18 protein-coding genes and 2 pseudogenes are annotated in these 21,723 nt (G+C 71.7%); 9 read left to right on the forward strand and 11 right to left on the reverse strand.

What is annotated here, in order from left to right; genetic code table 11:
- Positions 1 to 6: 6 nt before the first annotated feature.
- From FE251_RS04670 to FE251_RS04685, 4 genes are read left to right on the forward strand one after another with little or no spacing between them, the layout of a single operon-like run.
- Positions 7 to 945 carry a carbohydrate ABC transporter permease gene (locus FE251_RS04670; RefSeq protein ID WP_139948119.1) on the forward strand — a complete coding sequence of 313 codons (939 nt, stop codon included), beginning with the start codon at positions 7 to 9 and terminating at the stop codon, positions 943 to 945.
- Positions 945 to 1,856 carry a carbohydrate ABC transporter permease gene (locus tag FE251_RS04675; protein WP_139072082.1) on the forward strand — a complete coding sequence of 304 codons (912 nt, stop codon included), beginning with the start codon at positions 945 to 947 and terminating at the stop codon, positions 1,854 to 1,856. Before FE251_RS04670 ends, FE251_RS04675 begins: the two co-directional genes overlap by 1 nt.
- Entirely contained in the window at positions 1,856 to 2,920 is a 1,065-nt protein-coding gene (locus tag FE251_RS04680) for an ABC transporter ATP-binding protein (protein ID WP_139948120.1), read from the forward strand. The genes FE251_RS04675 and FE251_RS04680 overlap by 1 nt, the downstream gene beginning before the upstream one ends.
- Positions 2,920 to 3,996 carry an ABC transporter ATP-binding protein gene (locus FE251_RS04685; RefSeq protein WP_139072084.1) on the forward strand — a complete coding sequence of 359 codons (1,077 nt, stop codon included), beginning with the start codon at positions 2,920 to 2,922 and terminating at the stop codon, positions 3,994 to 3,996. The genes FE251_RS04680 and FE251_RS04685 overlap by 1 nt, the downstream gene beginning before the upstream one ends.
- A gap of 12 nt (positions 3,997 to 4,008) precedes the next feature.
- On the opposite strand, the pseudogene FE251_RS04690 reads toward FE251_RS04685, so the two are convergent.
- The 5 genes and pseudogenes from FE251_RS04690 to proC form a co-directional block, all read right to left on the reverse strand.
- Positions 4,009 to 4,704, reverse strand: a pseudogene (locus FE251_RS04690) (ABC transporter ATP-binding protein); the annotation flags it as partial.
- A gap of 104 nt (positions 4,705 to 4,808) precedes the next feature.
- Entirely contained in the window at positions 4,809 to 5,909 is a 1,101-nt protein-coding gene (locus FE251_RS04695) for an iron chelate uptake ABC transporter family permease subunit (RefSeq protein ID WP_139948121.1), read from the reverse strand.
- On the reverse strand, positions 5,906 to 6,892 hold the full coding sequence (locus FE251_RS04700) for a putative F420-0 ABC transporter substrate-binding protein (protein WP_139948122.1): 987 nt from the start codon (positions 6,890 to 6,892) through the stop codon (positions 5,906 to 5,908). The genes FE251_RS04695 and FE251_RS04700 overlap by 4 nt, the downstream gene beginning before the upstream one ends.
- A 147-nt stretch (positions 6,893 to 7,039) precedes the next feature.
- Complete coding sequence (locus tag FE251_RS04705) at positions 7,040 to 8,473, reverse strand: sugar porter family MFS transporter (RefSeq protein WP_139948123.1); 1,434 nt, start codon at positions 8,471 to 8,473, stop codon at positions 7,040 to 7,042.
- A 68-nt stretch (positions 8,474 to 8,541) separates the two neighbouring features.
- The gene (gene proC, locus FE251_RS04710) at positions 8,542 to 9,357 is read right to left on the reverse strand and encodes a pyrroline-5-carboxylate reductase (protein WP_139948124.1); all 816 of its coding nucleotides are present in this window, start codon (positions 9,355 to 9,357) and stop codon (positions 8,542 to 8,544) included.
- A 76-nt stretch (positions 9,358 to 9,433) separates the two neighbouring features.
- Between proC and FE251_RS04715 the strand changes: the two genes are divergently transcribed.
- Complete coding sequence (locus tag FE251_RS04715) at positions 9,434 to 10,201, forward strand: SDR family oxidoreductase (protein ID WP_139948125.1); 768 nt, start codon at positions 9,434 to 9,436, stop codon at positions 10,199 to 10,201.
- A gap of 13 nt (positions 10,202 to 10,214) precedes the next feature.
- Here the strand turns inward: FE251_RS04715 and FE251_RS04720 are convergent, their stop codons facing one another.
- On the reverse strand, positions 10,215 to 11,195 hold the full coding sequence (locus FE251_RS04720; RefSeq protein ID WP_139948126.1) for a DUF2332 domain-containing protein: 981 nt from the start codon (positions 11,193 to 11,195) through the stop codon (positions 10,215 to 10,217).
- 153 nt (positions 11,196 to 11,348) lie between these two features.
- Positions 11,349 to 11,513, reverse strand: coding sequence for a hypothetical protein (locus tag FE251_RS15470; protein ID WP_168202592.1), 165 nt, complete (start codon positions 11,511 to 11,513; stop codon positions 11,349 to 11,351).
- Between FE251_RS15470 and FE251_RS04725 the strand changes: the two are divergent.
- Positions 11,478 to 11,685: pseudogene (locus tag FE251_RS04725) on the forward strand (ISL3 family transposase); the annotation flags it as partial. The gene FE251_RS15470 and the pseudogene FE251_RS04725 overlap by 36 nt on opposite strands.
- Before the next feature lie 291 nt (positions 11,686 to 11,976).
- Positions 11,977 to 13,461, forward strand: coding sequence for an ATP-dependent nuclease (locus FE251_RS04730; protein WP_456237479.1), 1,485 nt, complete (start codon positions 11,977 to 11,979; stop codon positions 13,459 to 13,461).
- 252 nt (positions 13,462 to 13,713) lie between these two features.
- Here FE251_RS04730 and FE251_RS04735 read toward each other — a convergent pair whose 3' ends face one another.
- The 4 genes from FE251_RS04735 to FE251_RS04750 are packed head-to-tail and all read right to left on the reverse strand — an operon-like array spanning position 13,714 to position 16,545.
- On the reverse strand, positions 13,714 to 14,391 hold the full coding sequence (locus FE251_RS04735) for a hypothetical protein (RefSeq protein ID WP_139948127.1): 678 nt from the start codon (positions 14,389 to 14,391) through the stop codon (positions 13,714 to 13,716).
- A complete protein-coding gene (locus FE251_RS04740) occupies positions 14,388 to 15,086 on the reverse strand; it encodes a hypothetical protein (RefSeq protein ID WP_139948128.1) in 699 nt (232 codons plus the stop codon). The genes FE251_RS04735 and FE251_RS04740 overlap by 4 nt, the downstream gene beginning before the upstream one ends.
- Positions 15,083 to 16,246 (reverse strand): hypothetical protein, encoded by a 1,164-nt coding sequence (locus FE251_RS04745; protein ID WP_139948129.1) that lies wholly within the window; start codon positions 16,244 to 16,246, stop codon positions 15,083 to 15,085. Before FE251_RS04745 ends, FE251_RS04740 begins: the two co-directional genes overlap by 4 nt.
- Positions 16,246 to 16,545, reverse strand: a complete 300-nt coding sequence (locus FE251_RS04750; RefSeq protein WP_139072100.1) for a hypothetical protein — start codon at positions 16,543 to 16,545, stop codon at positions 16,246 to 16,248. Before FE251_RS04750 ends, FE251_RS04745 begins: the two co-directional genes overlap by 1 nt.
- A 378-nt stretch (positions 16,546 to 16,923) precedes the next feature.
- Between FE251_RS04750 and ileS the strand changes: the two genes are divergently transcribed.
- Positions 16,924 to 20,172, forward strand: coding sequence for an isoleucine--tRNA ligase (gene ileS / locus FE251_RS04755; RefSeq protein WP_139948130.1), 3,249 nt, complete (start codon positions 16,924 to 16,926; stop codon positions 20,170 to 20,172).
- Positions 20,169 to 21,692, forward strand: coding sequence for a bifunctional folylpolyglutamate synthase/dihydrofolate synthase (locus tag FE251_RS04760; RefSeq protein WP_230976550.1), 1,524 nt, complete (start codon positions 20,169 to 20,171; stop codon positions 21,690 to 21,692). The genes ileS and FE251_RS04760 overlap by 4 nt, the downstream gene beginning before the upstream one ends.
- Positions 21,693 to 21,723: the final 31 nt, after the last annotated feature.

Genomic DNA, 21,723 nt, shown 5'->3' on the forward strand with positions numbered 1-21,723 from the left:
CGGAGCATGACGACGTCGATCGATGCGCCGGTGGAGGAGGCAGCATCCCTGCCTCCTTCACCGGGGCGCTCCCCCCGCCTGCGTGACCGTGGGCTCGCCGTGGCCTTCATCTCCCCGGCGATGCTCCTGCTGCTCGGCATGTCGGTCTTCCCGTTGCTGTGGGCCCTGTACCTGTCGTTCACGGACTACTCGGCCACGAGCAGCGAGCCCGGCAGCTTCGTCGGGTTCGAGAACTACGCCGACGTCCTCACGTCGTCGGAGGTCCACGCGCGAGCCCTGACGACGGCGCTGTTCGTCGCCGGTGCGGTCGTCCTGCAGACCGTGCTCGGCTTCTCCATCGCGTACCTCATCTCGCGGCGCACGCGGGGGCGCGGGCTGCTGACCACGCTGTTCCTCGTCCCGATGATGCTCTCGCCGGTCGTCGTCGGGCTGTTCTGGCGCTTCATGCTCGACGCGCAGTTCGGCGTGGTCAACAGCCTGCTCGTCTCCCTCGGGCTCGAACCGGTGGAGTGGCTCACCCAGCAGCGGACGGCGCTGTTCTCGCTGATCCTGGTCGACACCTGGCAGTGGACGCCGTTCATCATGCTCATCGCGCTCGCCGGGCTCACCGCGGTGCCCAAGTACCTGTACGAGGCAGCGTCCATCGACAGGGCCTCGGAGTGGTTCCGGTTCCGCAACATCACGCTGCCGATGGTGTGGCCGCTGCTCCTCATCGCGGTGATGTTCCGAGCCATCGAGGCCTTCCGCCAGTTCGACCTCGTCTACGTCCTCACCAACGGCGGACCGGGGGTGTCCACCGAGACGTTGTCGTTCCACATCTACAAGGTCGCGTTCCTCGGCTTCCGTACCGGGGCCGCCTCGGCGTACGGGATCCTCATGGTCCTCGTCGTCATCGTCCTGGCGCAGCTCTACCTGCGCTACCTCAACAAGCTCAAGGAGGGCTGATGGCGATCTCCGTCGACGACGCCGTCCCCGGTCCCGTCAGCCGCGGCTCGACGCGTGCGCGCCGCGGGAACGTCGGCAGGGCCCGGTCCGCGATCGAGATCGCGCTGCTGGCCGTGCTGCTGGGCAGCTCGCTCTTCGCGGTGATGTGGATGCTTCAGACGTCCGTCAAGACCGGCCAGGACATCTACGCCGTCCCGGCGAAGTTCCTCGGGTTCGACGTCACCCTGCAGCACTACAAGGACGTCTTCGTGGCCCCCGGCGGGGGTCGCTCGGACCTGTCCCAGTCGTTCCTCAACTCCGTCGTGGTCGCAGGGTCCTCGACCCTGCTGGCCACCCTGCTCGGCGTCCCCGCGGCATGGGCCTACTCACGGTTCACGCTCAAGGCAAAGAAGGACCAGCTGTTCTTCATCCTCTCCACCCGGTTCATGCCGCCCGTCGTCGTCGTCATCCCCGTCTTCCTCATGTACCGCGAGCTCGGGCTCATCGACACCAGGCTCGGGCTCATCCTCATCTACACGGCGTTCAACCTGCCGTTCACGATCTGGATGATGAAGGGCTTCGTGGACGAGGTGCCCTCGGAGTACGAGGACGCGGCCATGCTCGACGGCTACACCCGCCTGCAGGCGTTCCGGAAGTTCACCCTGCCCCTGCTCATCCCGGGCATCGCCGCGACGGCGGTGTTCGCGCTCATCTTCTCGTGGAACGAGTTCGTCTATGCCATCTTCCTCACGTCCAGCCAGGAGGTGCGGACGGCCCCACCGGCCATCGCCGGCCTCATCGGCGGCACCACGGTGAACTGGGGCCTGGTCGCCGCCTCGGCGGTGGTGTTCGCGCTCCCGGTCCTCGTGTTCGCCTACCTGGTGCGCAAGCACCTCGTCGCCGGCGTGACCCTCGGGGCGGTGAGGCGCTGATGGCCGGCATCGAGGTCACCTCCCTGCACAAGCGCTACCCGGACGGGACGGTGGCGGTCGAGCACGTCGACCTGTCCATCGGTGACGGCGAGCTCTTCGTCATGCTCGGCCCGTCGGGCTGCGGCAAGACGACGACGCTGCGCGCCATGGCCGGTCTGGAACGCCAGACGTCGGGCGACATCCGCATCGGGGACACCCTGGTCAACGACCTGCCGCCCGCCGAGCGGGACATCGCCATGGTGTTCCAGTTCTACGCCCTCTACCCGCACCTCAAGACCCGGGACAACCTCGCCTTCCCGCTGCGTGCCGAGGGCATGCCCAAGGCGGAGATCCGCGAGCGGGTCGACGAGGCCGCCCGGATGATGCGCCTCGGTCCGCTCATGGACCGCAAGCCGCACCGGCTCTCCGGCGGGGAGCAGCAGCGGGTCGCGCTCGCCCGGGCCCTCGTGCGGCGGCCGCGCGCCTTCCTCATGGACGAGCCGCTCACCAACCTCGACGCCGAGCTGCGCGCCGACACCCGGACCGAGATCAAGCACCTGCAGGCCGAGCTCGGCACGACGATGGTCTACGTCACCCACGACCAGGTCGAGGCGATGTCGCTCGGTCACCGCATCGCGATCCTCAACAAGGGCCGGGTGGAGCAGGTCGGCACGCCCCTGGAGGTCTACAACCGCCCGGCCAGCCTGTTCTGCGCGGCGTTCATCGGCTCCCCGCCGATGAACCTCCTCGACGTCGAGGTTGCCGACGGGCTGCTGCGCGCGCCCGGCGGGCTCGCCCTCACCCCGCCGTCCGGCCTGCGGCGCGACCGGCCGCTCGTTGCCGGCGTGCGGCCCGAGGCACTGGAGATCACCCCGCCCGGCACGCAGGACACGGTGCCCTGCGAGGTGGTGTCCGTCGAGGTGCTGGGCGACGAGATCATCTACGTCGTCACCAGCGGGGAGCAGGACGTCCGTGTCCGCATGCCTCGGACCGTCCGCTTCGACCCCGAGGAGGCCGTGGGACTGCGGCACACCGGCGGGCCCCCGCCCGTCTACGACTCGAGCACGGAAGAGCTGGTGGCCTGATGGGAACGGTGGCTGCCTACGGGCTGCGCAAGTCCTTCGGTGAGGTGCAGGCGCTCGACGGGGTGACCCTCGAGGTGCCCGACGGCGCGTTCTTCGTCGTCCTCGGACCCTCGGGGGCGGGCAAGACGACGACCCTGCGGGCCATCGCCGGCCTCGAGCGGCTCGACGCCGGCACGGTGCACCTCGACGGGCGTGACGCGACCGGTGACACCCCGGCCGCGCGCGACCTCGCGATGGTCTTCCAGAGCTACGCCCTGTACCCGCGCAAGACCGTCTTCGAGAACATCGCCTCGCCGCTGCGGGCCCGGGGTGCCTCGGCCGACGCGATCGCCTCCGCCGTCGCGAAGGTCTCCGACCTGCTCCACATCGAGCGGCTCCTCGCCCGCAAGCCTGCCCAGCTCTCGGGCGGGGAGATGCAGCGTGTGGCCCTGGCGCGGGCACTGGTCCGCAACCCGCGCGCGTTCCTCATGGACGAGCCGCTGACCAACCTCGACCTCAAGCTCCGCGTCGAGATGCGCACCGAGCTCACCCGGATCCACCGCAGCCTCGGCGGCACGTTCGTCTACGTCACCAACGACCAGGTCGAGGCGCTGTCCATGGCGGACCAGGTCGCGGTGCTCCGGGAGGGGGCGGTGCAGCAGGTCGGCACCCCGACCGAGGTGTACGACCGCCCGGCCAACCAGTGGGTGGCCGGGTTCGTCGGCAGCCCGCGGATCAGCCTGCTCGCCTGCCGCGCCGAGGGGGACCGGCTCGTGGGGGAGGAGGGCTGGACCCTGCCGCGACCGCGGTGGACGACGGCGGAGGACGGGCGCCCGCTGCTGCTCGGCCTGCGCGCCGAGGACGTGTCCGTCGAGGCACGCGGCGCCGCGGCGCTCGCCGGGGAGCTCTACGGGCTCGAGCCGCTCGGGGACCGCACCGTCGTCGACGTCAAGGTGGGCAAGGAGATGCTCAAGGTCAAGGCCCGGCCGGCCGTCACCGGAACGCTCGGTGAGCGCCTGTCCGTCAGCGTCGACCTCGACCGCGCCCACCTCTTCGACGCGGCCACCGGGCTCACGCTCTCGGAGGTGGGCCGCTAGGAGCCGCGCCGGTCAGCGCCGCTCGTACAGGAGCATGTCCCGTCCGCCGACGACGACCCGCTCCGCGCGTACCCCGTAGACGCGCGAGACGAGCTCGGCCGAGAGCACCTCGGCGGGCGGCCCGGCGGCGACGACCCGGCCCCCGTCGAGGACGACGACGTGCGAGCAGTACCGCAGCGCGTGGCCCAGGTCGTGGAGTGCGGCGAGCACGGTGACGCCGACCCCCGCCAGCTCACCGGCCAGGTGGAGGACGTCGAGCTGGGCTGCGACGTCGAGATGGTTGGTCGGCTCGTCGAGCAGGAGCAGCCGGGGGGACTGCGCCAGCGCCCGGGCGAGGTGGACCCGCTGGCGCTCGCCGCCGGAGAGGGTGGCGACGTCCCGGTCGGCGAGGTCCGCCGCGCCCGCCCGCTCGAGCGCGTCCCGTGCGACGGCGAGGTCCTCCGCGGAGTCCGCGCCCCACGTGGGCCGGTGCGGCGTGCGGCCGAGCAGGACGACGTCGAGCACGTCGAGCGCGGCCGGCGCGGCCCCGTCCTGCTCGACGAGCGCCACCTCCCGCGCCCGGGCGCGCCGCGGCATCGCGCTGAGCTCGCGGCCGTCGAGCAGGACCGCCCCGCCGTCCGGCTCGAGCGCCCCGGCGAGCACACGCAGCAGCGTCGACTTGCCCGAGCCGTTGGGCCCGACGACGGCGCTGAGTTCCCCGGGCGGCACCTGGGCAGCGACGTCGCGCAGGATCTGCGCCTCCCCGATGCTCAGCCGCAGGCCGGCGACGGCGAGCGCGGCGGCCTGTACCGCCTGCGCCGTCGTCCCCGCGCTCACAGCCGGCTCCGGCGCAGCAGGACGGCGAACACCGGCGCACCGACCGCGGCGGTGAGGATGCCGACAGGCAGCTCGCGCGGGTCGAACAGGGTGCGGGCGGCGGTGTCGGCCAGGAGCAGGAAGATCGCGCCGGTGAGCGCCGCGACCGGCAGCACGCGGTGGTTGCGGGCGCCGAGGACGAGCCGTACGGCGTGCGGCACGACGAGCCCGACGAACCCGATCGCGCCGGACACCGAGACGAGGACGGCGGTGAGCAGGGTGACTCCCACGAGCAGCACCCAGCGCGCGCGGCGCACGTCGACACCGAGGGAGGAGGCGGCGACGTCCCCGAGGGCGAAGGCGTCCAGGACGCGCGACCGGGTGGCGAGCGCGCCGCCGAGGACGAGCGTCGCGCCGGCGGCGAGCAGTGCCTCGGGCCACGTGATGCCGCCGAGGGACCCCATGAGCCAGGAGAGGATCTCGCGGTAGGAGTCCCCGGTGGTCGACCAGAAGATCACGAGGCTGACGAGGGCCGAGCACGCCTGGCCGACGGCCACCCCGGCGAGCACGGTGCGCACCGGCGGCAGCCCGCCGCGGGAGGCGGCGAGCGCGAGGGTGAGCAGGAGCGCGGCGACCGCCCCCGCGAACGCGGCGACCGGCAGGAGCACTGCGACGCCGAGGACGAGGACGGCGACGGCGCCGAGAGCCGCCCCGGAGGACACCCCGAGCAGGTAGGGGTCGGCGAGCGGGTTGCGGACGACCGCCTGGACCACGGTCCCGGCGACCGCCAGACCCGCCCCCACCGCCGCCGCGGCGAGGACGCGGGCGCCGCGGCCCTGCCACACGATCGCCTCCTGCACCGGGGTCAACGGGTCGCCGGGGCAGGTGACCTGCCCCGGCGCGAGCGCCGAGCACACGTGGTGCCACGCCGAGCCCCACACCTGGCCCACGCTGATCGAGGCCGGGCCGACGGTCACCGCCCACGTCATGACGAGGACGAGCAGGACGAGCAGTCCGGCGAGCGTGGCGAGCAGGGTGAGACGCCGCCGGGCGGTGCCGGCGGGCGGCGTCGTGCCCGGTGAGGGGCGGGCCGGTGCCCGGGTGGCGGCGTCGGTCATCCGGCCCCCAGGGCGGTGAGCTGGTCGACGAGGTCGGCGACGGCGGCGACGTTGCGCACGCCGGCCTCCGTCGCGGCGAAGGGGACGGTGAGGTAACGGCCCTCCTGCACGGCCGGCAGGGCCGCAGTCACCGGGTTGGCCTCGAGCACCTCGACCTTCTGGGCGGCGGTGTTCCACGCCGAGTCGACGAGCACGATGACGTCCGGCGCGCGCTCGGCGACCGCCTCCCAGGACAGCGAGGTCCATGTGTCCTGGACGTCGGCCGCGACGTTCGTCAGCCCGGCGGCCTCCATGATCATCTGCGGGGCGCCGATCCCCGCGCCGACGAACGGGGTGTCCCGGCCCGAGGAGTACCAGAGGGCGGTGCGGCCCTCGCCGTCGGGCTCGACGGCCTCGAGGGCGGCGCGCTGCTCGGCGACGAGCGCCGCGGCCTCCTGCGGGGTGCCCAGGAGCCGCCCGGCCTCCTCGATCTCGGCGAAGACGTCCTCGAAGGTCAGTGGGTTCGGCTGGTGGGCCGGGTCCTGGCAGGCGGAGGGGGAGACGTACGTCGAGATCCCCAGCTCCTCGTAGCCGGCGCGCTCCCCGGCGCCCTCGTCGGACAGGTTGGACTCCCACCCGGCGTAGACGAGGTCGGGGGCGAGGTCGAGGACCGCCTCGCGTGAGGGGTTGCGCTCGGCGAGCACGGGCGGCTCGGTCACGCCCTCGGGCAGCGGCCCGTCCGCGAACGCCGAGCCGACGATCCGGTCCCCGGCGCCCAGTGCGAGGACCATCTCGGTCGCCGCGGACTTGATCGTGACGATCCGCTCCGGCGGCGCTGCGAGGGTGGTCTCCGTCCCGCAGGTGGCCACGGTGACCGGGAACCCGGCGTCGGCGGCGGTCGGCGACGGCGTCGCGTCGGCGCCCTCGTCGGGGCCTGCGGTCCCGCAGGCGGTGAGGAGCAGGGCGGGGACGGCGAGCAGGACGGCGGTACGGCGGCGGGACACGGGCGACTCCGGGCAGGTTCGACGAGGGAACTCTGCGCAGTCACAGCGCCGCGCGCGGACCGCGGGTCCAGGACGTGACCCGTCTCCGGGCAGGGCCCGTGATCCGCGGCCAGCCTACAGCGGCCGCCCCGGCAGGGGCCACGCGGTCTACGTGGGGGCCGGCTTGCGGCGGCGGGACTCGTCGGTCATGTCCTCGAGCTCGCGGCCCTTGGTCTCGGGCACCTGCCACACGACGATGAAGAACGACACGAGGGCGAAGAACGCGTACAGCCCGTAGGCCAGGCTCAGCCCCACCTCGGCGAGGCTCGGGAAGGTGGTCGAGACGGCGAAGTTCGCCAACCAGTTCGCCGCGGAGGCCACCGAGACCGCGGTGGCGCGGATCTTGTTGGGGAACATCTCCCCGAGCATCACCCACATGACCGGGCCCCAGGTCGCGCCGAAGGAGACGACGAACAGGTTGGCCGCGACCAGGGCGACCGTGGCCCAGGGCTGGGGCAGCGCGACGTCCTCGCCGGTGCCCTGGGACTGGGAGAAGGCCACCGCCATCGTCCCGAGCGTGAGGGCCATGCCGGCCGAGCCGCCGATGAGCAGCGGCCGGCGGCCGATCTTGTCGACGAGGAGGATCGCCACGACCGTGACGACGACGTTCGTCACCGAGGTGATGACCGACGTCGTCAGCGCCTGGCTCTCCTCGAAGCCGACCGAGCGCCACAGCGTCGTCGAGTAGTAGAAGATGACGTTGATCCCGACGAACTGCTGGAACACCGCCAGCCCGATTCCCACCCAGACGATCGGTTTGAGGCCCAGCCGCGCTCCCCGGAGGTCGCCGAGGCTCTCGCGCTGCTCACGCTTGAGCGACTCCCGGATCTCGGTGATCTTGGCCGTGGTGTCCGCGACCCCGGTGTACCGGCGCAGGACCTCGGCGGCCTCCTTCTCGCGCTTCTGGTCGACGAGGAACCGTGGCGACTCCGGGATGGTCAGCGCGAACAGGCCGTACAGCACGGCCGGCACGGCCTCGGCCATGAACATCCAGCGCCACGCCGCGAGCCCGAACCACAGCTCCTCCGCCGCGCCGCCCGCGGTGTCGGCGAGGAACGCGTCGGACAGGAGGGCGGCGAAGATGCCGAGGACGATCGCCAGCTGCTGCAGGGAGCCGAGCCGGCCGCGGATCTCGGCCGGGGAGACCTCGGCGATGTAGGCCGGGGCGATGACCGAGGCGGCCCCGACGCCCAGGCCGCCGAGCACCCGCCAGGCGATGAGGTCCCACGTGCCGACAGCCAGGCCGGAGCCGATCGCGGAGACGAAGAACAGCACCGCGGCAATGACCATGACCCGGATGCGGCCGTGGCGGGAGGCGAGGGGGCCGGCGAACCAGGCTCCGGCGATACAGCCGAGCAGGGCGGAGGAGACCGCGAAGCCCTGGAGGAAGCCGCTGATCCCGAAGTCCGTGCTCATCGCGTCGATCGCGCCGTTGATGACGGCGGTGTCGAAGCCGAAGAGGAACCCTCCGAGCGCTGCCGCCAGGCTGATGCCGAGGATCCTGCCGTTGAGCGTCGTCGCCCGGTCGTCCGCGGTGCCCATGTCGCCTCCCCCGTCGATGTGTCGAGGGCACGGTAACGCCGCGAACGCGCCTCGGCGCGGCGAGGGGGTCAGCCGCCCAGCTCGCGGTCCCGGTCGATGACGGCCTGGACCCCGCGCACGACGGCGGGGGAGAATCCCGCCTCCTCCATCTCCACGATGCCGGCGATCGTCGTGCCGCCGGGCGAGCACACCATGTCGACGAGGTCGGCCGGGCTCACCCCGGCCTCGGCGCGCTCGAGGACCATCCGGGCGCTGCCGAGGACGGCCTGGGCGGCGATGCGGGTGGCCAGCGCCTTGGGCATCCCGCCGCGGACGGCGCCGCGGGCGAGGGCGTCGACGAAGGTGAAGACGAACGCGGGGGAGGACCCGGCGATGGCGGTGTAGGTCGCGAAGTCCTTCTCGGCGATCTCGACGGTGCCCCCGACGGCGTCGAACATCTCGACCACGCGCGCGACGTCCGCGGCGCTCGCGGCGGCGTTCCCGGACACCGCGGCCATGCCCGCGCCGATCATCGCGTTGACGTTCGGCATGACCCGCACGACCGGCACGTCCGCGCCGCCCAGGTGCTCCTCGAGAGCAGCGAGGGTGATCCCCGCCGCGATGGACACGAGTACCGGACGGCGCTCGGTGACGGCGCCGGCGAGGTCGGTGAGCACGGCCGGGAGCACCTGCGGCTTGACGGCGAGGACGACGACGTCGCTGCCGCGCACGACCTCCTCCGCCGAGCGCGCCACGGTGGCCCCGACGTCGTCGGCCAGTCGCCGGGCCGCGTCCGTGGCGACGTCGTAGAGCAGCACGTCCCCGCCCGGGACGACTCCCGCGCCCGTGATGCCGCGGACGATGGCGCCCGCCATGGTGCCCGCGCCGACGAATCCGATGGTCATGCCGCCTCCTGCTGCGCCTCGTGGTCGGAGGCCACAGTAGCGCCGCGCACCCTGCTGGGCCGGGCACCATGGGGGGATGAACACCCGGACCACCCCCGCCCCTGCCCGCCGCGCGCTCGTCACCGGTGCCTCCAGCGGGATCGGCGCCGCGACCGTGCGCCGGCTGCGTGCCGACGGCTGGGACGTCGTCGCCACCGCCCGGCGCGCCGACCGCCTGGCCGACCTCGCGCGCGAGACCGGCTGCGCCGTCGTTCCCGCCGACCTCACCGAGGAGGACGACGTCGCCGCGCTCGTCGCCGAGGTCCGCGCGGGCGGGCCGCTCCACAGCCTGGTCAACAACGCGGGCGGAGCGCTCGGCGCGGACACGGTCGAGCACGGTCGCGTGGAGGACTGGCGGCGGATGTACGAGATCAACGTCCTGGCGACGCTTCGCCTCACCCAGTTGCTGCTGCCCGACCTGCGCGCCTCGGGCGCCGGCGACGTGCTCGTCGTGTCCTCGACCGCCGCGCTGGACACCTACCCGGGCGGCGGCGGGTACGTCGCCGCCAAGCACGCCGAGCGGGCCATCGCCACCACTCTGCGCCTGGAGCTCGTCGGCCAGCCGGTGCGCGTCCTGGAGATCGCGCCGGGCATGGTGCGCACCGAGGAGTTCGCGCTCAACCGGCTGGGTGACGAGGAGGCGGCCGCGAAGGTCTACGAGGGGGTCGCCGAGCCGCTGCTCGCCGAGGACGTCGCCGACGCGATCGCGTGGGCGCTGAGCCGCCCGCACCACGTCAACGTCGACCTCATGGTCCTGCGGCCCAGGGCGCAGGCGTCGAACACCGTGGTGGCGCGCAACCGGTGACCGCGCGCCCGGCTCACTCAGCGAGACCGGACACCGATCGTCCGTGTGGATCGGTGAGCGCGCGCGGACGCCCGTCGACGGCCAGGACGAACCGGCCGTCGTCGGTTCGGACGCCCGGGGACGGGAGCCCCGGAAGGACACCCCGGCCCTCGTTGCTGATCCAGTGCCCGGGGAGGTCGTCGACCACCCCGGCGAAGTGGGAGCGGTCCTCGGGCGACAGGTAGGCCAGCACGGCGCTGTGGAAGACGACCAGCGTGGCGTCGGCCGGCGCCTCACGGGCCAGGTCGGGAAGGGCCTCGATGAGGTTGCCCCGGACGACTCGTGGCGGCTCCCGCCGGGCGATGGCCAGGGCACCTCGCAGACGCTCGAGGCGATCTGGCTGTCCGGGCCAGATCAACGTCTCCAGCCAGGCGCAGGCATCCTGGTCCGTGACGTCGACCGGCGCGAGGTCGATTCCGGCCCGCCAGGCGATGTGCGGCAGTGCGGACGGGGCCGTGATGCCGGGACCGAGCCGACTGGTGATGACCACGTCGGACGGGCCGCCCGCCGGGTCCAAACGCGCGCCGTCGGAGTACCGGTAGGAGTAGCGGTCCGGCAACAGGCACAGGCCGGCGGACGCTCCCACCTCGATGAGGGCGAGGGGCTGCGGCAGCCGGGCCAGGAACGGCAGCAGGACGGCGCACCGGGCGGCCTCGTTGGTCTGCGTGGCGCGGGACGTGATGGTGCGGCGCACCTGCTCCCACTGCTCGAGCACCGTGCTGCGGAAGGAGTCGTAGGTGCCGTCAGCGCCGTGGTGGCGGGCAGCGGCGAAGACGAGGTTCGGCTGTCGCTTCGGACCCGGGAGCGTGTCGAGGAGGGCGAGGACCGCGTCGTCCTCGGCGACGGCGTTCGCCCAGGCCTCGTAGACGGGGGAGATGCCGTGTGCCTCGCGACGGGCGAAGAGACGATAGCCGTCGGCGACGGGACGTTCACCACGGTGGATGCTCGGGTCCATACGACCACTGTGCACGGGGACCGGGCAGGGGTCCGTGGATGAGGCTGTGGCGCAGGTCACCGGGAGGTGGAGCCGAATCGCGGGGGTGACGATCCCCGGCCCCGCGAGCCCGCTCGGAGGTCCGGGATACCGTCACCCAGGGCGGTTGACGGTCTACCCCTGCCAGCTGAGGTCGGCGTCGGTGGGGACGGGGAGTGCCTCGATGTCCGACGTCTTCATGAGCTCCTCGACCAGCGCCCGCGTGCCTGCAACGAGCGTGGAGTCGTAGTCGATCTCGGTGGCCAGGTCCGCACACTCGGGCGGACATCGAAGAAGCACGCCGCCTACGTCCCTGGCCGACTTCGACCGCCCGGCACCAGCAAGCGGACCGAAAGAGGTGATCAACGGGCGCCTCGAGCACCTGTGCGGCTCCTCCCTTGACTTCCGCAACCTCACCAACTACATCGTCAGGTCACTGCTCGAGACCGGAGGTTTTAGGTCGCGACTACACCTCAATTGTGACGAGCCCGGAAACGAGCAGAGCGGGTCGCGTTCAGGGCATGCTTGCCCCATGAACACACCGGGCGACGAACCATCCGCCATGCTCACAGTGACGCTTACGGGCGAGGATGTGCTCCCAGGGTCCGGCGACCAGGAGCCATTCCTCACCATGTCCGCGCGGTCCGGCGATGTCACATACTTCGTCGGACGGAATGGTAGCGGTAAGAGCCGTGCGGGCCGGGCGCTTGCTTCAAAGACCCCGGAGGCGCGCCTACTCTCGACAGATCGCTTGACTGGGGTCATGGGCTTCCAGCCACAGGGCTGGGGACATACACCAAAAGACTTTCAGGGGCTGCCCCTAGATGCAGCTAGTAGGCCTCATATTCGACAAGCGTCTGAGAAAGTCGGTAGCGCTGCCGAGCATTACTTCGCACTTCGCGAGAAGCCGGAGGTCCTTCTCCGAGTTGCCGCCTTCCTTAGAAAGGCGCTCAATCGCGATATAGAGCTCCGTGAGACATCCGGGTACCTCGACCCTTACATAAGAATGGGTTCTGTGTCATACTCGCTCCTCCGCGACGAGGGTCACGGTTTGCGCGAGTTGGTTTCACTACTTGCTGCGACGTATAGCGACGACTGGCGACTCCTTGTCGTAGATGAACCGGAACTGCACCTGCACCCCGCAATGTTGAGGCTGTGGCTAGGCGAACTGAACAAGGTGTGCGAGGTGACAGGGAATAGCGCCGTCGTCATCACCCACGAGCCCGCCGCCATTACGCCAAAGACGGTAGATGACCTACGATCCTTGTGGCTATTTCAGCCGGGAGGGCGTCCATCAAGATTGTCTGATTTTATCGATAAGGAACAAGAGAGGGGGGTGGAGGGAAGCCTCCTTCAGAACCCGGGCCTGGTGTCGCAACTCGTCTTCGCCCCCCGGCCCGTCTTAGTTGAAGGAATCCTGGATGTGGCCGCGCTATCTGTCGCGATGGGACGCACTCAACCCGCTGAGGTAGTTGCCCAGACTGAGCTGATCGACTGCGGCGGCAGTGGAGGGGTTGCTTTGTGGTTCAACATCGCAAGCAGGGCGGGGCTGAACTTCAAGGCGATCGCCGATCTCGATGCATGCCTTGACTCGCAAGTGCAAGCAGTGATGGACCGGCGCTCAGACGTGACGCAGCGCTATCGGGTTGACCTAGCAATCGAGCCTGCAAAGACGCACGTGCTCTTACGACCGCTCATCGAAGAGATGCGCAAGGAGGGTGTTTCTAGTAATCCGAAAAGTAGAGCCGTTTGGCTCAGCTCGAGCGTTCCAGTGGGGACAGGACATGAGTCTCGTCGCGCCAAATTGCTTGAGATTTGGAGAGATGCAGGGCTGTGGCTTCATTCACAGGGAACGCTCGAGAGCGTGCTTGGGACAGAGACGAAGTCGCGTGAAGCCGTACAGTCAGCTGCATCCAAACCAGGCCCGATCGACGAAGTGGCATCATGGGCGGCTTTCGTGCTTGACCCGAAAGGGGACGTGTTCGAGTTGCTCGGTGCGGCAGTAGAACGCATCGCGCAGGCCATTCAAGTGGCGCAGCGTTTAAATCCGGATGCGGAGTTTAGCGCGCCGGTGGGGAGTTCGGTGGACACGGACGGGCAGTTGGTCCACGTCACTCCCACTGAGAATGGGCGTCATCGCATCACGGTCAAAGTTCCGCAGGCCTTCGCAGGCTACTATGTTGAGTTCGATCGCACTACGCCTCCCGTGGACATGACCCTGCTGCCACCAGTGCGAGCCGACGAATGAGACGAGGAGCCGGTCTGAGGGCTGTCGTTTAAGCGAAATGCCACCGGCCGACGGAAGCGTACGCAAAAGCAGGCCGGTGCTTCGTGCAATGTGTTCGCCCACTCCACGGCGCCGTCTTGAGTACGCGTCTAGCGGTCGAGGCCGGTCTGAAAGGTGAACCCGTGAAACGCGAACGAAACTGTTGGACCGCCACCTTGGGCCCCTTCGAGTAATTACCTCCCGTAAACGCCGTCCGGTGGTTCGCCAGGGGTGCTATCCGCCAACGTCCTGTGCCATCGCCGCCGGGTCGTGGACGAGTCCACGTTGGATGCGGCGCGACCCGCGCCACAGGGCGACGGCCGGGACGGCGCAGACGCCGGCGAGCGCGGCGAACGCGACGCCCATGAGCACGTTGACCGCGACGTCGGGGGTGCCTTCGGTCAGCTGCCAGACGGAGTAGCCCACCGCGCAGGCACAGAGCACGGCGGCGAGGCCGGTGACGCTGCAGAGGATGACCCGCGGGAAGATCTCGGGGCGCAGGGCGGAGAGCAGACCGTGCACCCGGTGCCCCAGGCCGGCCGTGCGCGACGGGTCGCTCGTCATCCACGCCTCCGCGGCACGTGACAGTCGCCCGCCCGCACGGATGAGGTCACGCGCTCGCAGCGCCGCGACGCCGCCACCCGCGAGGGCGACGGCGATGCCGAGGCCGCCCAGTACGCCGGTGGTCACGGGATCCCCTCCGACGACGGTGGAGAGGACCGCCATGCAGCCGACGACGGCGACCACGAGCGCCGCCACGACGCCGAGCCACAACCCTGCGCCGGTGAGGATGCGAGGCGCCCCCACGTACTCGCGCACCAGGGCGTGGACCGCCGGGTGGCGTGCGCCCGTCGTCTCCCCGCGCTCCGCGGCAGTGACGTAGGGCTCGACCGTCGCCGGCAGGAACCTCACGCGCCCTCCGGGCCGTTCACCGGCAGCACCCCGCCGGCCTTGGCCACCCCCTCCGGCGGCTCGGTGCCGACGTGCGCGCCGGCCGCGATGGCACTGACGACGTGCGCGAGCAGCGGGCGATGCTCGGGGTCCGGGGAGCTCCCGGTGACGAGGACGAGGTCGTGCGGCCGGCCGGGCAGCGCGACGGCGACGACGCACGTGCCGAGCGTGTCCACGGGCCGCTCGCCCGCCTCCGGGCGAGCAGCCGGTGCGTCGTCCCCCGCCCGGCCCATCGGGGACTCGGGTGTGAGCGTGATGAACGACTGCACCGCCGTCCGCCCGTCGACCAGCGTGATGTCCTCGGTCGACTCCACCGTCCCCGTCCGGCCGAGGGACCGCTCGACCAGCGCGACCGGGTTGACCTCCCCGCTGCGCACGTGCTCGATCGTCGTCGAGAACGTCCAGACCGCGGGCTCGTCGTCGACCTCGGTGACGACGGCGCCGGCTGAGGTGATCCGGGTGCCGGCGACCGCCTCGCGCGCCGCCCGCAGCCCGGTGTAGAGGTGGTCGGTGCGGGCGTCTCCGAGGTACTCGCGGGCCGGCTCGACCATGTCGCGCCAGTGCTGCTCGGCGCGGGCGTCGGAGTCGAACGCGGCGATCTCCACCCAGCCGGGCGGCGTGGGGACCCAGAAGCGCTCGCGGGCGGGCGCGCTCACTTGCTGCCCTGCCTCTCGGCGATGTCGTGGCGCTGCTCGGCCGTGACGAAGCCGTGGCCGTCGAACATGTTGCGGAAGCGCTCCACCGTGCGGGAGGCGGGGTTGCCGACGTCGTTGAGGCCCTGGGCCGTGTCCATGACGTTCTTGCTCTCCTCGTAGGCACGGCCGGTGATGTACCCCCACGTGGCCATCGGCCCGACGGGGTTGAAGGACAGCACGGCCGTGGCCGTCGCACCCGCTCCTCCGGTGCCCCGGGAGATCCCGGCGATGGCGGGCACGAGGCCGGACATGCCGCCGTTCGCCATCGCCATGCTGCCCAGGCCTTGGATGGCCTTGCCGAGCCCGGCGCCGGCGAGCATGCCGAGCGCGCCGGTCAGCGCCTCGGTGCCGTCCTCCCGTCCGCCCGCCCACTGCGCGACGTCGATGGCCACGGCGGCGCCACCGAGGATGAGCCCGGCCATGCCGAGCCAGCCCACCGGCCCGGAGAGCACCATCGCGATGATGGCGACGACGGCGACCGCGACGACGAGGACGTCGATGAGGTCCTCGAGCACGGGGAGGACGTAGTCCTGGAGCCAGTCCTCGAGGTCGCCTGCCCACTCCTTGAAGTCGTCCCACCAGCTGGAGTCGGGGGCGGCGTCACCGGCGTCGGCCAGGCACGAGGCGACGTACTCGGCCTCGCAGGCGTAGCTGTCGGCCAGCGCCCAGGCCTCGCTGCGGATCGAGTCGAGCTCGGCGGCCGCCGCGGAGAGCAGGCCGGCCGGGCCGTCCGTGTCGGCCTCCGGGTCCTCGCTGTGCTGCGCGGCGGTGAGGTCCTCGCCGGCGGCGCTGACCTGGGCCAGGGCGGCCTGGGCGCGGCTCTCGAGCTCCACCGCCTGGGTCTGGAAGGTGAGCAGCGAGCTCGCCCAGGTGGCCAGCGCGGTCGCGGCCGTCTCGAAGCTGTCCGCCGCCGTGAGGACCCGCGGCGTCAGTTCCTCCGACATTGTCTCGTGGAAGGCGGTGGCGGTCTCGCCCTTCCAGTCCTGGCGGCCCGTGCCCCCGAGGACGTCGGCCGCCTCACGGATGCGCGAGGCGGTCGTGCGGACCTGCTCGGCCACGGACTCGGCGGCCCCCAGGGAGCCGGGGGCGGGGTCGAAGCCCAGTGCGGTGAAGGTGCTCATCACGCTCCCTCCCCGGAGGTCTCCAGGGCGGCCGCGAGCTCGGCGTCGAGCTGGGCGAAGCCCTCGGCGATGACCCGTAGGCCCTCGGCGCCACCGCCGGAGGCCTCGGCGAGCTTGTCGATGCCGTCGCTCCACTCCGAGCCGAAGCCGCTCAGCCGGGCGCGGAGGGTGTCGTTGGCGGTGACGTCGCCGGGGACGGACGCCATCGCGCCGGCGGCGCCGGACAGCGTCTCGCGGATGTTCTCCAGCGTCGCCCGCGTGGCAGCCAGGGCGTCACCGTCGATGAACAGGTCGACCACGTGTGCCTCTCCTCTCGCCGGGACGTGCGTCGTGCGCGTCCTCCCGCCGACCATGATGGCGAGCGCGACCCGTCCTGCACACCGGTATGGATAGGGAGAACTCCCCATCGCGGCCCGCGGCCCGCCGCGCGACGTGGCTACAATCGTCGGCAGCAAAGGCTTCGACCCGGCCATCACCGGTGAGCCGCCGGAAGAACAGGGCACCAGCCCCCAGTAGAACCGGCCGGATGCGGACCGTCATCACCGCAGGAGAGCGGCCCCGGGCCGCGGCCCCCGGCCGCGGACCCGACGGCAAGCGAGGTGGTACCGCGGCAGCGGCCCGGGAGGGTCCGACGTCGTCCTCGCACCCACGGCACGACGACGAGGAGACCACCGCCCATGGCTGTTGAGCACCCCACGCCCGCCCCCCGCTACCCGCGTCACCAGGCCGGCGGCGAGGTGCCCGCCTCGCCGAGCTTCCCCGCCCTCGAGCGGGACGTGCTCGCCTACTGGGACGCCGACGGCACCTTCCAGGCCTCGGTCGACCACCGCCCGGCGGGGGAGAACGGCAGCAACGAGTTCGTCTTCTACGACGGCCCGCCGTTCGCCAACGGCCTGCCCCACTACGGGCACCTGCTCACCGGGTACGTCAAGGACGTCGTCGGACGGTTCCAGACCCAGCTCGGGCGGCGCGTCGAGCGCCGCTTCGGGTGGGACACCCACGGCCTGCCCGCCGAGCTGGAGGCCGAGCGCGAGCTCGGCATCACCGACAAGTCCCAGATCGAGACGATGGGCATCGAGGCCTTCAACAAGGCCTGCCAGGACTCGGTGCTGCGGTACACCGGCGAGTGGCGCGAGTACGTCACCCGCCAGGCCCGGTGGGTCGACTTCGACCACGACTACAAGACGCTCGACCCCTCCTACATGGAGTCGGTGATCTGGGCCTTCAAGCAGCTCTACGACAAGGGCCTGGCCTACGAGGGCTACCGGGTGCTGCCGTACTGCTGGAACGACCAGACCCCGCTGTCCAACCACGAGCTGCGCATGGACGACGACGTCTACCAGCAGCGCCAGGACCCGTCGGTGACGGTCGGGGTGCGCCTGGAGACGGGCGAGCTCGCCCTCATCTGGACGACGACGCCGTGGACCCTGCCCTCCAACCTCTCCCTCGCCGTCGGGCCGGACGTCGAGTACGTCACCGTCGTGCCCGCCGAGGGCCCGCTCGCCGGGGAGCGGGTGGTCCTCGCCGCCGCGCGCCTGGCCGCCTACGCCCGCGAGCTGGGGGAGGAGCCGCAGGAGGTCGCGCGCACGACCGGCCGTGAGCTCGCCGGGCGCCGCTACGCGCCGATCTTCGACTACTTCGTCGGCCGCGAGGGCCTGGGGGAGAACGTCTGGACGGTGCTCGCCGCCGACTACGTCTCCACCGAGGACGGCACCGGCATCGTCCACCAGGCACCGGCCTTCGGTGAGGAGGACATGGCCGTCTCGGCCGCCGCCGGGATCGGCACCGTCGTCCCCGTCGACGACGGCGGCCGCTTCACCCCCGAGGTCGCCGACTACGCCGGCACCCAGGTCTTCGAGGCGAACCGCGCGATCATCGCCGACCTCAAGCACGGCACCGGCCCGCTGGCCCGCCGTGCGGAGGCCGAGCGCGCCGTCCTCGTGCGCCAGGAGACCTACGACCACTCCTACCCGCACTGCTGGCGCTGCCGTCAGCCGCTCATCTACAAGGCGGTGACGAGCTGGTTCGTGCGCGTCACCGACTTCCGTGACCGGATGGTCGAGCTCAACGAGCAGATCAGCTGGGTGCCCGACCACATCAAGCACGGCCAGTTCGGCAACTGGCTCGCCGGGGCGCGCGACTGGTCGATCTCCCGCAACCGCTACTGGGGTACCCCGATCCCGGTGTGGGTCTCGGACGACCCGGCCTACCCGCGCATCGACGTCTACGGCTCCTTCGCCGAGCTCGAGGCCGACTTCGGGCGTCTGCCGCTGGACCGTGACGGCCGGCCGAACCTCCACCGCCCGTTCATCGACGAGCTCACCCGGCCGAACCCGGACGACCCGACCGGCCGGTCGACGATGCGCCGCATCCCCGACGTGCTGGACGTGTGGTTCGACTCCGGGTCGATGCCCTACGCCCAGGTGCACTACCCGTTCGAGAACGCCGACTGGTTCGAGCACCACAACCCGGGCGACTTCATCGTCGAGTACATCGGGCAGACCCGCGGGTGGTTCTACACCCTCCACGTCCTGGCGACCGCGCTGTTCGACCGCCCGGCGTTCACGACGTCGGTCTCCCACGGCATCGTCCTGGGGTCCGACGGCCGGAAGATGAGCAAGTCGCTGCGCAACTACCCCGACGTCAACGAGGTCTTCGACCGCGACGGCTCGGACGCGATGCGCTGGTTCCTCATGGCCTCCCCGATCCTGCGCGGTGGCAACCTCGTCGTCACCGAGGAGGGCATCCGGGAGAACGTGCGCCAGGTGCTCCTGCCCGTGTGGAACACGTGGTACTTCCTGTCCCTGTACGCGGGCGCCGCGAACGACGGGGCCGGCATGGTCGGCCGCGAGGTGCGCCCCGAGGAGGCCGCCGGCCTGCCGGTGATGGACCGCTACCTCCTCGCCCGCACCCGCACGCTGGCCGCCGACGTGCGCCGCCTGCTCGAGGCCTACGACGTTCCCGGCGCGAGCCAGGCCGTGCGCGAGCACCTCGACGTCCTCACCAACTGGTACGTGCGTACCTCGCGGGACCGCTTCTGGCAGGAGGACGCCGACGCCGTCAACACCCTGCACACGGCGCTCGAGGTCCTCATGCGCGTCATGGCCCCGCTCGCCCCGCTCATCAGCGAGGAGGTGTGGCGCGGGCTCACCGGTGGGCGCAGCGTCCACCTCACCGACTGGCCGGTGCTCGACGACGCCTTCGCCGACGACGAGCTCGTCGCCACCATGGACCGCGTGCGGGACGTCGTGTCCACCACGCTCGGCCTGCGCAAGGCCGGCTCCCTGCGGGTGCGCCAGCCGCTGCGCCGCCTCCAGGTCGTCACCGACGAGCCCGGGCTGCTCGAGCCCTTCACCGCGCTCGTCGCGCAGGAGGTCAACGTCAAGGAGGTCGAGCTGCGCTCGCTCGCCGACGGCGCCGCGGAGGAGTACGGCGTGTACACCCGCCTCACCGTCAACGCCCGGGTCGCCGGGCCGCGGCTCGGCAAGGACGTCCAGCGGGTCATCAAGGCCGCCCGCTCGGGCGCCTGGGAGCAGACCGAGGACGGCGTCGTCGTCGACGGCATCGCCCTGGAGGAGCAGGAGTACACCCTGACGACCGAGGTCGAGGACCGGCCCGGGGACGAGCGCGCCGCCGGCGTGCTCGACAGCGGCGGCTTCGTCGTCCTCGACACCGGCCTGGACGACGAGCTGCTCGCCGAGGGCTTCGCCCGCGACCTCGTGCGCCGCGTCCAGGACGAGCGCAAGGCCGCCGGCCTGCACGTCGCCGACCGCATCGCGCTCGCGGTGGACGTGCCCGGCCGCTACGCGCGGTGGATCGAGAACCACGCCGAGCTCGTCACCGCGGAGACCCTCGCGGTCTCCCTCGCCGTGGACGTGAGCCCGACCGACGAGGTCGGCGTCCGACTGGAGGTCGTGGAGGCGTGAGCAGGGACATGAACATGGACGAGGACGAGGACCGCACGGCCGAGGAGGAGGCCGCGCAGGCCGAGCACGACCTCGCCGCGCAGGAGCTCACGTCGTCCGGCCTGTTCGCCGGGCCGGACCCGACGGTCGTGGACGACGTCCTGGCCTCCCCGGACGTCACCGCCGAGGTCGACCCCGTCGAGCGCGCCCAGGCGCAGTCCGAGGTGCACCGGATCTACACCGAGATCCTCGCCCGCGCCCCGGAGCACGACGTCCAGCCGAGCCTCGAGCGGGTCCGCCAGGTGCTCGAGCTGCTCGGTGAGCCGCAGCGGGCCTACCCGGTCATCCACATCGCCGGGACGAACGGCAAGACGACCACCGCCCGCATCACCGAGCGCCTGCTGCGCGAGCGCGGCCTGCGCACCGGGCGCTTCACCTCCCCGCACCTCAGCGACGTGCGCGAGCGCATCGCGATCGACGGCGAGCCGATCTCCCCGGAGGCGTTCGTCGCGCTCTGGGAGGAGGTCGCGCCCTACGTCGAGCTCGTCGACGAGCGCTCGCGCGCCGAGGGAGGGCCGCGCCTGAGCTTCTTCGAGGTCTTCGTCGTCATGGCCTACGCGGCGTTCGCCGACGCGCCGGTCGACGTCGCCGTCGTCGAGACGGGGATGGGCGGGCGCTGGGACGCGACGAACGTCGCTGACGGCACCGTGGAGATCCTCACCTCCATCTCCCGCGACCACGAGCGCTGGCTCGGGCACACGCTCACCGAGATCGCCGCCGAGAAGGTCGGCATCCTCACCCCCGGCTCCACCGTCGTGTGCGCCGAGCAGGAGGAGGACGTCGCGGCGCTCGTGCGCGACGCCGCCCACGCCCTCGATGCGCGGCTGCTCGTCGACGGCGCGGACCTCGCGGTCGTCGACCGGCAGCTCGGCGTCGGCGGGCAGATGCTCGTCCTGCGCACCCCCGCAGCGACGTACACCGACGTCTTCCTGCCGCTCCACGGGGAGCACCAGGCGCACAACGCGCTCCTCGCCGTGGCCGCCGTCGAGGCGTTCTTCGGCGGCGGGGCGCTGAGCGCGGAGGTCATCGAGCAGGGGCTCGCCGGCTCGGACTCCCCGGGCCGCCTCGAGCTCGTCCGCACGAGCCCGACGGTCCTGCTCGACGCCGCGCACAACCCCGCCGGGGTCGAGGCGCTGCGCCGCGCGCTGGAGGAGGCGTTCTCGCTCAGCCGGCTCGTCGGCGTCGTCGGCATCATGGGCGACAAGGACGCCGAGTCGATCCTCTCCGGGCTCGAGCCGCTGCTCAACGAGGTCGTCATCACCCGGCCGTCCTCGAGCCGTGCGTATGACCTCGAGGACCTCGCGGACCTCGCGCGCGACGTCTTCGACGAGGACCGCGTCCACGTCGCCGAGCGGCTCGACGAGGCGATCGACCTCGCGGCCGCCCGCGCGGAGTACGGCGGGGAGCAGGACGGGGCCATCCTCGTCACCGGCTCGATCGTCCTCGTCGGTGAGGCCCGCCTCCTCCTCCGCGGCCACTGACCCCCTCCGCCGAGCGCTGGATCCCGCACGC

The sequence above is a fragment of the Georgenia wutianyii genome, assembly GCF_006349365.1.
Classification (GTDB): Bacteria; Actinomycetota; Actinomycetes; order Actinomycetales; family Actinomycetaceae; genus Oceanitalea; species Oceanitalea wutianyii.